This is a genomic window from Actinoplanes palleronii, from assembly GCF_016862315.1.
In the GTDB taxonomy this organism is placed as follows: Bacteria; Actinomycetota; Actinomycetes; order Mycobacteriales; family Micromonosporaceae; genus Actinoplanes; species Actinoplanes palleronii.
Map to the genome: position 1 here is coordinate 48,360 of NZ_BOMS01000041.1, position 15,385 is coordinate 63,744.

Consider the following 15,385-nt stretch of genomic DNA (forward strand, 5'->3'; position numbering starts at 1 on the left):
TCGCCTGACTCGAACGTCGAAGCCCCCGGGGACATCCCCGGGGGCTTTTTCGTGCCAAGCTTGCGGCCATGCTTTTCGACGGTGTCTGGTTCCGGTACGCCCGCCGTGCCCCGTGGGCGCTGCGCGAAGCCGCCGCGACGGTCGAGCCCGGCCAGACCGTGGTGGTGCTCGGCGCGAACGGTGCCGGCAAGTCCACCCTGCTGCAGCTGGCGGCCGGTGTGCTGCGCCCGGTTCGCGGCACCGTCCGGAACCGTCCGGCGGTGGTCGGCTGGGTCCCGGAGCGTTTCCCGGCCGATCAGCCGTTCACCGCGATCGGCTATCTGCGCGCGATGGCCGGGCTGCGCCACGCCCCGGCGACGGCTGCCGCGCACTGGGTGGACCGTCTCGGCCTGACCCCGCACGCCGACACCCCGCTGAACGCGCTGTCCAAGGGCACCGCGCAGAAGGTCGGCCTGGCCCAGGCCCTGCTGGTCCGGCCTGGCCTGCTGGTGCTCGACGAGCCGTGGGAGGGTCTGGACGCCCAGGCCCGCACGCTGGTTCCGGAGATCGTCGCCGAGGTCACCGCGGCCGGCGGTGCGGTCCTGGTCAGCGACCACCGCGGCGAGATCACCGGGCTGCCGGACACCACCCACTGGACGGTTGCGGCCGGCGCGCTGCACCTCGGGTCCGCTCCGCCACCGGTGGCCGCTCCGCCGCCGGATCGCCGCCCGGCCGGGCCCGACGAGGTGGTGGTCGAGATCGCGGTGCCGCGCACGGAAGCCGACGCGACGGTGGTCCAGCTGATCGCTTCCGGTCACCGGATTCTGCGGGTCCGGGAGCCCGATGGGGTACGCCCGGAGCGACTGACCGCTCACCAGGAGGAAGCTCGATGATCGCGCTGGTCCGGATGCGGCTCGCCGGGTTCTGGCACGGCGGCCGGGTGCTGGCCCCGCTGATCACCGTGCTCGCCGTGCTCGGTGTCATCCACGGCGGGGGACCGGCGCCGGCCGCGTCCGCCTACGGCTATTCCGCCGCGGCGCTCTTCCCGGTGCTGGCCTGGCTGACCAAGGTGGTCCTGGACACCGAGCCGGACGTCCAGCGCCGCCTGGCCCGGCTGTCGGTCGGCCCGGTACGCGAGGGTGTGGCCGGTCTGCTGGCCGCCGTGACGGCCGGCGCCGCGGTCTGCGCCGTCGCCATGCTCGCCCCGCTGCCGTTCCACGCCGTCCGTGGACCGGAGGCCGGCTCCGGCGAACCGTCCCTGCCGGTCGGGGTCCTGCTGGGTGTGCTCGCTCACTTGCTGTCGCTGGCCGCCGCGGTGGCGCTGGGCGCGCTGTCCGGCCGGGCGGTCACCCGCCGGGTGCTGCCGGGCGTCGCGGTCCTGGCCACCGGCTCGGTGCTGGCGATCGTGCTGGGTCTGACCGGGTCGGTCGCCCCGTGGCTGGTCCCGCCGGTGATGGCCACCGCACGGGCGCTCAACGACACCGCCCCGTCGGCGGGGGAGCTGGGCGTGCTGGCCGGCTGGTGTCTCGCCTGGTGCTCGGTCGCCCTGATCGCGTACGCGCGCCTGCGCCGGGCCCGCGCCTGATCGTGCTCAGGTCGTACCGGAAAGGGATTTGGAATTTTGTCGGTGTGCCGCGTACTGTTCCTCGTGAAGTTCCACCCATAGACCGCTGGTCGCCGCAGTGACCGTCGTGAGACGGACATCGCGGCCGAAGGTCCCGCAACAAACGGGCGACCTGTGCAGGGCGGACGGTTCGTGATTCTGCGGCATGCCTCGGCGTGCCGGACTCCGCCCCGTGCCCCTGCACCGGGGCGTTTTGCTTGTTCGGACCCTCTCGACCAGTGGCAATAGCACTGAGGAGAGGAGGGACATGGCGGACAAGCCGGTCCGGGCCGACAAGGCCACGGCCGTCGCCGAGCTGACGGACAATTTCCGTGACTCCGCGGCCACCGTGTTGACCGAATACCGGGGCCTCACCGTGAAGCAGCTCACTGAGCTGCGGCGGTCGCTCGGCCAGCAGGCCAAGTACTCCGTTGCCAAGAACACGCTCGCGAAGCGTGCGGCTGGCGACGCGGGCATCGAGGGCCTCGACACGCTGTTCACCGGTCCTACCGCGCTCGCCTTCGTGAAGGGTGACGTGGTTGACGCGGCCAAGGTGCTTCGCGCCTTCGCCAAGGCCAACCCCGTCCTGGTCATCAAGGGCGGCGTCTTCGAGGGTAAGGCCATCTCGGCCGAGGACGTCAACAAGCTTGCCGACCTCGAGTCCCGTGAGGTGCTGCTGGCCAAGCTGGCCGGCGCCATGAAGGGCAACCTGAGCAAGGCCGCGGCCACGTTCCAGGCTCCGCTCTCCCAGGCCGTGCGCCTGGTGGACGCCCTGCGTGACAAGCGTGAGAAGGACGGTTCCGCCGAGGCCGCTTGATGGCCTCGCGAACCGAACACCGTTTACATCAGAAGCTAGGAAAGGTTGCCTGATATGGCGAAGCTCAGCACCGACGAGCTGCTCGACGCGTTCAAGGAAATGACCCTCATCGAGCTCTCCGAGTTCGTGAAGACGTTCGAAGATGTCTTCGACGTCAAGGCTGCCGTGGCTGTCGCCGCTGCCGGCCCGGCCGCCCCGGCTGCCGAGGCCGCTGTGGAGCAGGACTCCTTCGACGTTGTCCTCGAGGGCGACGGCGGCAAGAAGATCCAGGTCATCAAGGTCGTGCGTGAGCTGACCGGCCTGGGCCTCAAGGAGGCCAAGGACGCCGTCGAGGCCGCCCCCAAGGCGATCCTCGAGGGTGTTGCCAAGGACAAGGCCGAGGCCGCCAAGGCCAAGCTCGAGGCCGAGGGCGCCAAGGTCACCCTCAAGTGATCTAACGCTCCAGAGCGTTGTTCGTCGATGGCGGAGGCCCGTTTCGGGTCTTCGCCATCGGTGTTTCCGGCCGGTGTCCGCACTGGTCAGTGCGACCCCGGTGAGCGCGTTACGGCTGCTCCGACAAAGGCTGCCAAAGCTGGCGATCCATGCGTTAAGGTCCTCTGGGTGCGCCGGCCGGACGACCGGTCCGGCCCGACCCGCGGCACAGCCCTTGACTGTGTGTCCGCTGACAGGCACGCTGATGGCAGCAAGTTTCCGCGCTTGCGACAGCCAGACCGTGGGTAATCGGATTTCTACCGGTGACCCACTGACCGGCACCCGAGGAAGAGTCGCCGCGTTTCCAGAGCGACCCCGGCCACGGCGTTGACCATGAAGTGCCAGGTCAGCGGCGTCGGGGACACGTTCCGCAGGACACTTCGGGTGTGGGCTGGACAGCGGTTAGCCAAGCGGCTACACTGCTAGTTTGCGCTGCCTTCTGTCTTGACGCCTGTCCTGATATCCACGTCTGTGGATTTCGATGGGTGTCTTTTGGAGTGCACGCAGACCAGTTGCATCAGCAACTCAGCCGCATAGCAGCACCGGTCCTCGGAAGGACGCATCTTGGCAGCTTCCCGCCCTGCGAAGACCAGCCGTACGTCGAGCGCTTACGCACCCCGCCGGGTCTCTTTCGGCCGGATCACCGAGCAGCTAGAGGTCCCCAACCTCCTCGCCCTCCAGACGGAGTCGTTCGACTGGCTGGTCGGCAACGAGGCTTGGCAGGCCCGGACGACGGACGACCCGCATGCCCACTCGGGCCTCGCAGAGATCCTCGAAGAGATCAGTCCCATTGAGGACTTCTCCGGCACCATGTCGCTGTCCTTCTCAGCTCCGCGCTTCGACGAGGTCAAGGCCTCGATCGAGGAGTGCAAGGAGAAGGACCTGACCTACTGTGCCCCGCTGTTCGTGACCGCGGAGTTCACCAACAACACCACTGGCGAGATCAAGAGCCAGACCGTGTTCATGGGTGACTTCCCGATGATGACCCCCAAGGGGACGTTCGTCATCAACGGTACCGAGCGGGTCGTGGTGAGCCAGCTCGTCCGTTCGCCGGGCGTGTATTTCACCAAGGAGCCGGACAAGACCTCCGACCGCGACCTCACCAGCGTCAAGGTCATCCCGAGCCGGGGTGCCTGGCTCGAGTTCGACATCGACAAGCGCGACACCGTGGGTGTCCGCATCGACCGCAAGCGTCGTCAGGCCGTCACCGTCCTGCTCAAGGCGATCGGTTGGTCCGCAGACCAGATCCGTGAGCGCTTCGGCTGGTCCGAACTGCTCATGACGACGCTGGAGAAGGACCACATCGCCGGACAGGATGAGGCCCTACTCGACATCTACCGGAAGCTGCGCCCCGGCGAGCCCCCCACCCGGGAGAACGCGCAGACCCTGCTCGACAACCTCTTCTTCAACCCGAAGAGGTACGACGTCGCCAAGGTCGGCCGGTACAAGTTCAACAAGAAGCTCGAGATCGACGTCCCGATCGTCCGGGGCACGCTCTCCGAGGAAGACATCGTCAAGACCGTGGACTACCTCTGCCGGCTGCACGCCGGTGAGGACGGCTACGAGGCCGACGACATCGACCACTTCGGCAACCGGCGCCTGCGCACGGTCGGCGAGCTCATCCAGAACCAGGTCCGCGTGGGCCTGTCCCGGATGGAGCGTGTCGTCCGCGAGCGCATGACGACGCAGGACGTCGAGGCGATCACGCCGCAGACCCTGATCAACATCCGCCCCGTGGTGGCTGCGATCAAGGAGTTCTTCGGTACGTCGCAGCTGTCGCAGTTCATGGACCAGACCAACCCGCTCGCGGGTCTGACCCACCGTCGCCGTCTGTCGGCGCTCGGCCCGGGTGGTCTGTCCCGTGAGCGGGCCGGCTTCGAGGTCCGTGACGTGCACCCGTCGCACTACGGCCGGATGTGCCCGATCGAGACGCCCGAGGGCCCGAACATCGGCCTGATCGGCGCGCTCTCCACGTTCGCGCGGGTCAACCCGTTCGGCTTCATCGAGACCCCGTACCGCAAGGTCGAGGCCGGTGTGGTCACCGACGAGGTGCACTACCTCACGGCGGACGAGGAAGACCGGTACATCAAGGCGCAGGCGAACGCCGTGCTGTCCAGCGACAACACGTTCGCCCAGGACCGCGTCCTGGTCCGCCGTAAGGGCGGTGAGGTCGACTACGTGCCCGGCACCGAGGTCGACTACATGGACGTGTCGCCGCGGCAGATGACCTCGGTCGCCACCGCGATGATCCCGTTCCTCGAGCACGACGACGCCAACCGCGCCCTGATGGGTGCGAACATGCAGCGCCAGGCGGTGCCGCTGGTCAAGGCCGAGTCGCCGCTGGTCGGCACCGGCATGGAGTACCGCGCCGCGGTCGACGCCGGTGACGTGGTCGTCGCCGAGGTCGCCGGTGTGGTCGAGGACCTGTGCGCCGACTACGTGACGGTGCACCAGGACGACGGCCACCGCCGGACCTACCTGCTGCACAAGTTCCGTCGCTCGAACGCCGGCTCCTGCGTCAACCAGAAGCCTGTCGTCTTCGAGGGTGACCGGGTCGAGGCCGGCCAGGTCATCGCCGACGGTCCGTGCACCGACGAGGGGGAGATGGCCCTCGGCCGTAACCTCCTGGTCGCGTTCATGTGCTGGGAAGGCCACAACTACGAGGACGCGATCATTCTGTCGCAGCGCCTCGTGCAGCAGGACGTGCTCACCTCGATTCACATCGAGGAGCACGAGGTCGACGCCCGCGACACCAAGCTCGGCCCGGAAGAGATCACCCGCGACATCCCGAACGTCAGCGAGGAAATGCTGGCGGACCTGGACGAGCGCGGCATCATCCGGATCGGCGCCGAGGTCGTGCCCGGCGACATCCTGGTCGGCAAGGTCACGCCCAAGGGCGAGACCGAGCTGACCCCGGAGGAGCGCCTGCTGCGCGCGATCTTCGGTGAGAAGGCCCGGGAAGTCCGGGACACCTCGCTGAAGGTTCCGCACGGCGAGACCGGCACCGTCATCGGTGTCCGCACGTTCTCCCGCGAGGACGGCGACGAGCTGCCCCCGGGCGTGAACGAGCTGGTCCGGGTGTACGTCGCCCAGAAGCGCAAGATCCAGGACGGTGACAAGCTCGCCGGTCGTCACGGCAACAAGGGCGTCATCTCCAAGATCCTGCCGGTCGAGGACATGCCGTTCCTCGAGGACGGCACCCCGGTCGACATCGTGCTCAACCCGCTCGGTGTCCCCTCGCGTATGAACATCGGCCAGGTTCTGGAGACCCACCTCGGGTGGATCGCCAAGACCGGTTGGTCGGTGGAGGGCGAGGACGAGGAGTGGAAGCGTCAGCTCCGCTCGATCGAGGCGCACGAGTCCCCCGCCGACAGCAACGTCGCGACTCCGGTCTTCGACGGTGCTCAGGAGGAGGAGATCAAGGGCCTGCTCGAGTCGACCCTGCTGAACCGGGACGGCAAGCGCCTGGTCAACGGTGACGGCAAGGCGCAGCTGTTCGACGGCCGCTCCGGTGAGCCGCTGCCGGACCCGATCTCGGTCGGCTACGTCTACATCCTGAAGCTGAACCACCTGGTCGACGACAAGATCCACGCGCGGTCGACCGGTCCGTACTCGATGATCACGCAGCAGCCGCTCGGTGGTAAGGCCCAGTTCGGTGGCCAGCGGTTCGGCGAGATGGAGTGCTGGGCGATGCAGGCCTACGGCGCCGCTTACGCGCTGCAGGAACTGCTGACCATCAAGTCCGACGACGTCCTTGGCCGCGTGAAGGTCTACGAGGCCATCGTCAAGGGCGAGAACATCCCGGAGCCGGGAATCCCGGAGTCCTTCAAGGTGCTCCTCAAGGAGCTGCAGTCGCTGTGCCTGAACGTTGAGGTGCTCTCCAGCGACGGCGTTGCTCTGGAGATGCGCGAGACGGACGACGAGGTCTTCCGGGCCGCGGAGGAACTCGGCATCGACCTGTCACGACGCCCGAACGAGGGCGTCAGCAGCGTCGAAGAGATCTGACGGAGAGCGTCCCCGGTAGGCATCGACGCGAGTCGGTAGCGACCGGGGACGCCCCCGCCGGCCTGGAATTCACCCGAGCAACGAAACACGAGGGATAGTCCAAGTGCTCGACGTCAACTTCTTCGACGAGTTGCGCATCGGCCTGGCTACCGCTGACGACATCCGGCAGTGGTCGCACGGCGAGGTCAAGAAGCCCGAGACGATCAACTACCGCACCCTCAAGCCCGAGAAGGACGGACTCTTCTGCGAGAAGATCTTCGGTCCGCAGCGGGACTGGGAGTGCTACTGCGGTAAGTACAAGCGTGTCCGGTTCAAGGGCATCATCTGTGAGCGCTGCGGCGTCGAGGTGACCCGCTCCAAGGTCCGGCGTGAGCGCATGGGCCACATCGAGCTGGCCGCCTCGGTCACGCACATCTGGTACTTCAAGGGTGTGCCGAGCCGTCTGGGCTACCTGCTCGACCTGGCGCCCAAGGACCTCGAGAAGATCATCTACTTCGCCTCGTACGTGATCACGAGCGTTGACGCCGAGTCGCGTCACCGTGACATGTCCACGATCGAGAACGAGATCTTCGCGGAGAAGCGGCAGTCCGAGAACAGCCGCGACTCCGAGATCGAGAAGCGCGCCGGCAAGCTGGAGCAGGACCTCGCCGAGCTCGAGGCCGAGGGTGCCAAGGCCGACGTGCGCCGCAAGGTCAAGGAAGCCGGCGAGCGCGAGATGCGCCAGATCCGGGACAAGGCGCAGCGCGAGATCGACCGCCTCGACGAGGTGCTCGACACGTTCCGCAAGCTCGACTCGAAGCAGCTGGTCACCGACGAGCTGCTCTACCGCGAGCTGCGGGACCGCTTCGGTGAGTACTTCACCGGTGGCATGGGCGCCGAGGCGATCAAGGCGCTGCTGCAGAACATGGACCTGGACGCCGAGGCGGAGAACCTTCGGGAGATCATCCGCACCGGTAAGGGCCAGCGGAAGATCCGGGCGCTCAAGCGGCTGAAGGTCGTCGCGGCGTTCCTGAACACCCGCAACTCCCCGCTCGGCATGGTGCTCGACTGCGTGCCGGTCATCCCGCCGGACCTGCGCCCGATGGTGCAGCTCGACGGTGGCCGCTTCGCGACCTCGGACCTGAACGACCTGTACCGCCGGGTCATCAACCGCAACAACCGCCTCAAGCGACTGATCGACCTCGGTGCTCCCGAGATCATCGTCAACAACGAGAAGCGGATGCTGCAGGAGGCCGTCGACGCGCTGTTCGACAACGGCCGTCGTGGCCGGCCGGTCACCGGTCCGGGTAACCGCCCGCTGAAGTCGCTCTCCGACATGCTGAAGGGCAAGCAGGGCCGGTTCCGTCAGAACCTGCTCGGCAAGCGCGTCGACTACTCCGGCCGTTCGGTCATCGTCGTCGGCCCGCGGCTCAAGCTGCACCAGTGCGGTCTGCCCAAGCAGATGGCCCTGGAGCTGTTCAAGCCGTTCGTGATGAAGCGCCTGGTCGACCTGAACCACGCACAGAACATCAAGTCCGCCAAGCGGATGGTCGAGCGTCAGCGCCCGGTCGTGTGGGACGTGCTGGAAGAGGTCATCAGCGAGCACCCGGTGCTGCTGAACCGTGCGCCGACCCTGCACCGCCTGGGCATCCAGGCGTTCGAACCGCAGCTGGTCGAGGGCAAGGCCATCCAGATCCACCCGCTCGTCTGTACCGCGTTCAACGCGGACTTCGACGGCGACCAGATGGCAGTCCACGTGCCGCTGTCGTCCGAGGCGCAGGCCGAGGCCCGGATCCTGATGCTGTCCTCGAACAACATCCTCAAGCCGGCCGACGGCAAGCCGGTCACCATGCCCACCCAGGACATGGTCATCGGCCTGTACTACCTGACGCACCTCACCAAGGGCGCGAAGGGCGAAGGCCGGGTCTTCAGCTCCGACGCCGAGGCGCGGATGGCGTTCGACAACGGCGAGCTGCACCTGCAGGCCAAGGTCAAGATCCGTCTCCACGACGTGATCGGGGTCGACAACGGCGCCAAGGCCGAGCCGGCCGTGGCTCCGGAGGGCTGGGTCGAGGGCGAGAAGCTGCTCGTCGAGACCACGCTCGGCCGAGTGATCTTCAACGAGACGCTGCCCCCGGGCTACCGCTTCGTGAACTACGAGATCCGCAAGGGCCAGCTGTCGGCGATCGTCAACGACCTCGCCGAGCGCTTCCCCAAGGTCGCGCTGGCCGCGACCCTGGACGCGCTCAAGGAGGCCGGCTTCCACTGGGCCACCTGGTCCGGTGTGACGATCGGTATGGGCGACGTCATCGCGCCGCCGCGCAAGCCGGAGATCCTCGCCAAGTACCAGGCCGAGGCCGACCGGATCGACAAGCAGTACCAGCGTGGTCTGATGACCGCCGAGGAACGTCGCGGCGAGCTCATCGAGATCTGGACCAAGGCGACGAACGAGATCTCCAAGGAGATGGAGTCCGCGCTGCCGCAGGAGAACCCGCTCTGGGTCATGATCAACTCCGGCGCTCGCGGTAACCTCCTCCAGCTCCGGCAGATCGCCGCGATCCGTGGTCTGGTGGCCAACCCCAAGGGCGAGATCATCCCGCGCCCGATCACCTCGTCGTACCGCGAGGGTCTGACCGTTCTGGAGTACTTCATCTCCACGCACGGTGCCCGTAAGGGCCTGGCGGACACCGCCCTGCGTACCGCCGACTCGGGTTACCTGACCCGTCGTCTGGTGGACGTCTCGCAGGACGTCATCATCCGCGAGGAGGACTGCGGCACCGACCGCGCGATTCCGATGCAGGTGGGCGAGCGGGAGCCGGACGGCACCCTGGTCGTGCACGTGCACGCCGAGACCGGTGTGCACGCCCGGACCCTGGCCGACAACATCGACGACCCGGCGGGCAACCGTGTGGTGTCGCGTGGTGACGACCTCAACTCGATCATGGTGGACGCGCTCGTCGCGGCCGGCGTCGAGATCGTCCGGGTGCGCAGCGTCCTGACCTGTGAGTCGAAGCTGGGCGTCTGCGCGGCCTGCTACGGCCGGTCGCTGCCGACCGGCAAGGCGGTCGACATCGGCGAGGCGGTCGGCATCATCGCGGCCCAGTCGATCGGTGAGCCCGGTACCCAGCTGACGATGCGTACCTTCCACACCGGTGGTGTCGCGGGTGAGGACATCACCCAGGGTCTGCCGCGTGTTCAGGAAATCTTCGAGGCCCGCGTGCCGAAGGGTAAGGCGCCCATCGCCGACACCCCGGGACGCGTGCGCATCGAGGACGGCGAGCGCTCGCGGAAGATCATCGTGGTGCCGGACGACGGCAGCGAGGAGATCGTGTACGACAAGATCTCCAAGCGCGTCAAGCTGCGCATCCCGGACGGCGGCCACGTCGGCGTCGGCGAGAAGCTCACCGAGGGCACCATCGACCCGCACGAGCTGCTGCGCATCATGGGCCCGCGCGCGGTCCAGGTCCACCTGACCAGTGAGGTCCAGGAGGTCTACCGCTCGCAGGGTGTGCTGATCCACGACAAGCACATCGAGATCATCATTCGCCAGATGCTCAAGCGCGTGACGGTCATCGACTCCGGTGCGACCGAGTTCCTGCCGGGCATCCTGGTGGACCGGGCGCTCTTCGAGTCGGAGAACCGCCGGCTCGTGGGCGAGGGTGGCGAGCCCGCCGCCGGTCGTCCGGTGCTGATGGGTATCACCAAGGCCTCGCTGGCGACCGACTCCTGGCTCTCGGCGGCCTCCTTCCAGGAGACCACCCGGGTGCTCACCGACGCTGCGATCAACTCGCGCAGCGACTCGCTGGTGGGCCTCAAGGAGAACGTCATCATCGGCAAGCTCATCCCGGCCGGTACCGGTATCTCCAAGTACCGGAACATCCGGGTCGAGCCGACCGAGGAGGCCAAGGCGAAGGTGTACTCGATGACCGGGTACCCGGAGACCGACTACGGCTTCGGGCCGGCCAGCGGCCAGGCAGTTCCGCTGGACGACTTCGACTTCGGGTCGTACCGCTGACGGTCGTACGGTAATCGTTTGTTCCGCCTGGGGCGGTCGCGCAACAGCGCGGCCGCCCCAGCGGCGCTTCTAGGATGTACGGGTGACCGTTCACGCCGTGCAAACCCGCCACCCGCTGGACCCGGAGCCGGCGCCGTCGACGAAGGCCCGCGCGGTCTTCGTGCTCGGCCTGATCGGGCTGCTGACCGGCCCGATGGTCGGCGGCGTGATTCCGGCCACGATCGCGTTACTTCTGGCCCGGCAGACCGCCAGGGAGGCGTACGCGGCCGGCGGCTACCTGACCGGTGGCCGTTGGATCCGCCGCGGCCGCACGCTCGCCTGGATCGGGCTGGTGCTGGCGCTGACCGCGCTGGTGGTGGCCGCCATCGCCGGCCTGCTGCACCTGGCGACCGCGCCCGGGCCGAACCTGGCACCCGGCACCGACTGATCCCGCCCGCGGCCTTACACGCCCGCTGAGCGTCCCCGCCGGGGTGCGGGACGGCTCGTCCGGGTGACATGCTTCTGAACATGACGCAGCCCCCGGGGACCGCCGCGTACCCGCCGCCCCCGCCGTCCGGACCGCCGCCGTACTGGGCGTCGGTGAACCCCTCGGCCAGTGGCTGGGAGGTGGAGCGGATGGACGTCGTGGGCGGGACCGGGTTCGGGATGGTCCAGCTGCGTGTCGTGCCGATCACTTCCGGCCTGGCGATCGGCGGTCTGACCGCCGGCATCGGCGCCATCCTGGTGTCGGTCCTGGTCATCTGCTTCGGTGTCGGCGGCGCGGGCGCCTGGGTCGCCGGCGCGTTCACGCTGCTCGGTGTGCTCGCCGGTGGGGGAGCGGTGACCGCATCGCTGATCGCGAAGCGGCAGATCAGGCGCTCCGGAGCGCCGGGCCGGGTACGGTTCACCGGTTCCGGGCTGGCCACCGCCGGCATCGCCTGCGGGAGCGCCGGCGCGGGAATATCGCTGCTGGCGTTGGTGCTGGGCTTTGTGGTAGAGGGCTCCTGAGAGCCTCGCGGGCGCGGATCCGGCACCGCGGCATGGCCACGCCGGGGCACCCGGTACACTGGTATACGGAGATGTCCATCGCGGGAGCTCGGGGCTCATTTTGACCTGGGTGCTCGGGGTGGGTACTCTTTCCCCTCGTGCCCGGGCTCGCCCGGGCAACTCGTGCGTGCACCCGAATCGGAACGTACGACGGGTATTGCCGCACGACGGGCTGGGTTCGGTGTGAACCCATGCTCGACCAAGACAACATCCGGTACGCGTGAATCAATCACGCGTGGCGGGACCGTGAGCCGGACGACACGCCCGACCGCGGGTGCGGGACACTCCCACCAGGGAGAGTCGCCGCACACAGGCAGAACACTCGGTGCGGCCGTATTACAGGAAGCGGCCGAAGGGAGCGGAGAAACCCGGTGCCCACGATCCAGCAGCTGGTCCGAAAGGGCCGCCAGGCGAAGACGACCAAGACGAAGACGCCGGCACTGAAGGGAAGCCCTCAGCGGCGCGGCGTGTGTACCCGCGTGTACACCACCACCCCCAAGAAGCCGAACTCTGCGCTGCGCAAGGTCGCTCGCGTGAAGCTGAGCAGCCAGATCGAGGTCACGGCGTACATCCCGGGCGTCGGCCACAACCTGCAGGAGCACTCCATCGTGCTCGTGCGCGGCGGCCGTGTTAAGGACCTCCCGGGCGTCCGCTACAAGATCGTCCGCGGTTCGCTGGACACCCAGGGTGTCCGCAACCGCAAGCAGGCCCGCAGCCGTTACGGCGCGAAGAAGGAGAAGAGCTGACATGCCGCGTAAGGGCCCCGCTCCGCGCCACCCTCTGGTCGCTGACCCGGTTTACAACTCGCCGCTGGTGACCCAGCTGGTGAACAAGATCCTGGTCGGCGGCAAGCGTTCGCTGGCCGAGCGCATCGTGTACGCCGCCCTCGAGGGTGCCCGTGAGAAGAGCGGCACCGACCCGGTGGTCATCCTCAAGCGAGCGATGGACAACGTGAAGCCGACCCTCGAGGTCCGCAGCCGCCGCGTTGGTGGCGCGACCTACCAGGTGCCGATCGAGGTGCGCACCCCGCGCCAGACGACCCTGGGCCTGCGCTGGCTGGTTCAGTACTCCAAGGTCCGCCGCGAGAAGACCATGATCGAGCGGCTGCAGAACGAGCTGCTTGACGCCAGCAACGGCCTCGGTGCCGCTGTGAAGCGTCGCGAGGACACTCACAAGATGGCGGAGTCCAACAAGGCCTTCGCGCACTACCGCTGGTAAGACCCTGCTGCGGGCCCGGCAACCGCCGGGCCACGGCATTCGTACCGGTCCACGAGACGACGACGAAGAAAAGTAGGGATGGAAGTGGCTGCCGCAGACGCGCTCGCCAAGGTTCGCAACATCGGCATCATGGCGCACATCGACGCTGGTAAGACCACGACGACCGAGCGCATCCTGTTCTACACCGGCATCACGTACAAGATCGGTGAAGTCCACGAGGGCGCGGCCGTCATGGACTGGATGGAGCAGGAGCAGGAACGCGGCATCACCATCACCTCCGCCGCCACGAAGTGCGAGTGGAAGGGCTACACGATTCAGATCATCGACACGCCCGGCCACGTCGACTTCACGGTCGAGGTCGAGCGGTCGCTGCGTGTGCTCGACGGTGCAGTCGCGGTGTACGACGGTGTGGCCGGCGTGGAGCCGCAGACGGAGAACGTCTGGCGCCAGGCCGACAAGTACAACGTCCCTCGCATGTGCTTCGTCAACAAGCTCGACCGGACCGGCGCGGACTTCTTCCGTTGCGTGCAGATGATGATCGACCGGCTTCACGCCACGCCGCTCGTCCTGCAGATCCCGATCGGGCTCGAGGGCGACCACATCGGTGTCGTCGACCTGATCAACATGAAGGCGCTCACCTGGCGCGGGGAGACCCAGAAGGGTGACGACTACGCGATCGAGGAGATCCCGGCCGACCTGGTCGACTCCGCGAACGAGTGGCGCGAGAAGCTGATCGAGACCCTGGCCGACGTCGACGACGCGGTCATGGAGAAGTACCTCGAGGGCGAAGAGGTCTCGATCGACGAGATCCGGGCCGCCATCCGGCGGGCCACGATCGCCAGCAAGGCCAACCCGGTCCTGTGCGGCTCGGCGTTCAAGAACAAGGGCGTTCAGCCCATGCTCGACGCCGTCGTCGACTTCCTCCCGTCGCCGCTGGACATCCCGGCGATCGAGGGCACCGCGACCGACGGTGAGACCCCGGTTCTGCGCAAGCCGTCGAACACCGAGCCGTTCTCCGGCCTGGCGTTCAAGATTCAGACGGACAAGCACCTCGGCAAGCTCACCTACGTCCGGGTCTACTCCGGCACGCTCGACTCCGGTTCCCAGGTGGTCAACTCCACCAAGGACCGCAAGGAGCGGATCGGCAAGATCTACCAGATGCACGCGAACAAGCGTGAGGAGCGCGCCACCGCGCAGGCCGGCGACATCATCGCCGTCCAGGGTCTCAAGCAGACCACCACCGGTGACACGCTCAGCGACCCGGCGAACCCGGTCATCCTGGAGTCGATGACCTTCCCGGAGCCGGTTATCCAGGTCGCCATCGAGCCGAAGACCAAGTCGGACCAGGAGAAGCTGGGCACCGCTATCCAGCGCCTGGCCGAAGAGGACCCGACCTTCCGCGTCTTCAACGACGAGGAGACCGGTCAGACGATCATCGCCGGCATGGGCGAGCTCCACCTGGACATCCTGGTGGACCGCATGCGCCGCGAGTTCAACGTCGAGGCCAACATCGGTAAGCCGCAGGTGGCGTACCGCGAGACTCTCCGCGGCAAGGTGGAGAAGCTCACGTACGTGCACAAGAAGCAGACCGGTGGTTCCGGCCAGTACGCGAAGGTCGTCGTCACGGTCGAGCCGCTTGAGCTCGCCACCGACGGCCCCACGTACGAGTTCGTCAACGCGGTCACCGGCGGTCGCATCCCCAAGGAGTTCATCCCCTCGGTGGACGCGGGCGCCCAGGACTCCCTGCAGTACGGCGTCCTCGCCGGCTACCCGCTGGTCGGTGTGAAGTTCACGCTGATCGACGGTCAGTACCACGAGGTCGACTCGTCTGAGATGGCGTTCAAGATCGCTGGCTCCATGGCGATGAAGGAAGCGGCCCGCAAGGCCGACCCCGCGCTGCTGGAGCCGATGATGTCGGTTGAGGTCACCACCCCTGAGGACAACATGGGTGACGTCATCGGCGACCTCAACTCCCGCCGCGGCCTGATCCAGTCGATGGAGGAGCGCTCCGGCGCCCGCGTCGTCAAGGCTCTGGTCCCGCTGTCGGAGATGTTCGGCTACGTCGGCGACCTGCGGTCGAAGACGGCCGGCCGGGCCAGCTACAGCATGCAGTTCGACTCCTACGCGGAGGTTCCCGGGAACGTCGCGAAGGAGATCATCGCTAAGGCCACCGGCGCCTGACGCGTTGAGGCACGTGCGGCCCGTCGAGGGCCGCACGTGCACAAGCAGTCGACAGAGTCCTGAGCGCCTTATCGGCGTGCCGGGCGACCAG

At 67.6% G+C, this 15,385-nt stretch carries 11 protein-coding genes; all 11 read left to right on the plus strand.

The window, feature by feature from the left end:
* Window positions 1-68 precede the first annotated feature (68 nt).
* The 11 genes from Apa02nite_RS14530 (at window position 69) to fusA (ending at window position 15,294) form a co-directional block, all read left to right on the plus strand.
* Window positions 69-872, plus strand: coding sequence for an ATP-binding cassette domain-containing protein (locus tag Apa02nite_RS14530; protein WP_203825441.1), 804 nt, complete (start codon window positions 69-71; stop codon window positions 870-872).
* The gene (locus Apa02nite_RS14535) at window positions 869-1,564 is read left to right on the plus strand and encodes a hypothetical protein (RefSeq protein ID WP_203825442.1); all 696 of its coding nucleotides are present in this window, start codon (window positions 869-871) and stop codon (window positions 1,562-1,564) included. The genes Apa02nite_RS14530 and Apa02nite_RS14535 overlap by 4 nt, the downstream gene beginning before the upstream one ends.
* Before the next feature lie 286 nt (window positions 1,565-1,850).
* On the plus strand, window positions 1,851-2,399 hold the full coding sequence (gene rplJ / locus Apa02nite_RS14540; protein ID WP_067696089.1) for a 50S ribosomal protein L10: 549 nt from the start codon (window positions 1,851-1,853) through the stop codon (window positions 2,397-2,399).
* Window positions 2,400-2,453: 54 nt separating this feature from the next.
* On the plus strand, window positions 2,454-2,831 hold the full coding sequence (gene rplL, locus Apa02nite_RS14545) for a 50S ribosomal protein L7/L12 (protein ID WP_203825443.1): 378 nt from the start codon (window positions 2,454-2,456) through the stop codon (window positions 2,829-2,831).
* Between the two features lie 603 nt (window positions 2,832-3,434).
* Complete coding sequence (rpoB, locus tag Apa02nite_RS14550; protein WP_203825444.1) at window positions 3,435-6,875, plus strand: DNA-directed RNA polymerase subunit beta; 3,441 nt, start codon at window positions 3,435-3,437, stop codon at window positions 6,873-6,875.
* Between the two features lie 103 nt (window positions 6,876-6,978).
* The gene (locus tag Apa02nite_RS14555) at window positions 6,979-10,869 is read left to right on the plus strand and encodes a DNA-directed RNA polymerase subunit beta' (protein WP_067696097.1); all 3,891 of its coding nucleotides are present in this window, start codon (window positions 6,979-6,981) and stop codon (window positions 10,867-10,869) included.
* 82 nt (window positions 10,870-10,951) lie between these two features.
* Complete coding sequence (locus Apa02nite_RS14560; protein WP_203825445.1) at window positions 10,952-11,296, plus strand: hypothetical protein; 345 nt, start codon at window positions 10,952-10,954, stop codon at window positions 11,294-11,296.
* Between the two features lie 80 nt (window positions 11,297-11,376).
* Window positions 11,377-11,856 (plus strand): hypothetical protein, encoded by a 480-nt coding sequence (locus Apa02nite_RS14565; protein ID WP_239164318.1) that lies wholly within the window; start codon window positions 11,377-11,379, stop codon window positions 11,854-11,856.
* Window positions 11,857-12,266: 410 nt separating this feature from the next.
* Complete coding sequence (rpsL, locus tag Apa02nite_RS14570; RefSeq protein ID WP_007465318.1) at window positions 12,267-12,641, plus strand: 30S ribosomal protein S12; 375 nt, start codon at window positions 12,267-12,269, stop codon at window positions 12,639-12,641.
* Between the two features lies 1 nt (window position 12,642).
* Window positions 12,643-13,113 (plus strand): 30S ribosomal protein S7, encoded by a 471-nt coding sequence (rpsG, locus tag Apa02nite_RS14575; RefSeq protein ID WP_067696103.1) that lies wholly within the window; start codon window positions 12,643-12,645, stop codon window positions 13,111-13,113.
* An 84-nt stretch (window positions 13,114-13,197) separates the two neighbouring features.
* Window positions 13,198-15,294 carry an elongation factor G gene (gene fusA, locus Apa02nite_RS14580; protein WP_344573655.1) on the plus strand — a complete coding sequence of 699 codons (2,097 nt, stop codon included), beginning with the start codon at window positions 13,198-13,200 and terminating at the stop codon, window positions 15,292-15,294.
* Window positions 15,295-15,385 lie beyond the last annotated feature (91 nt).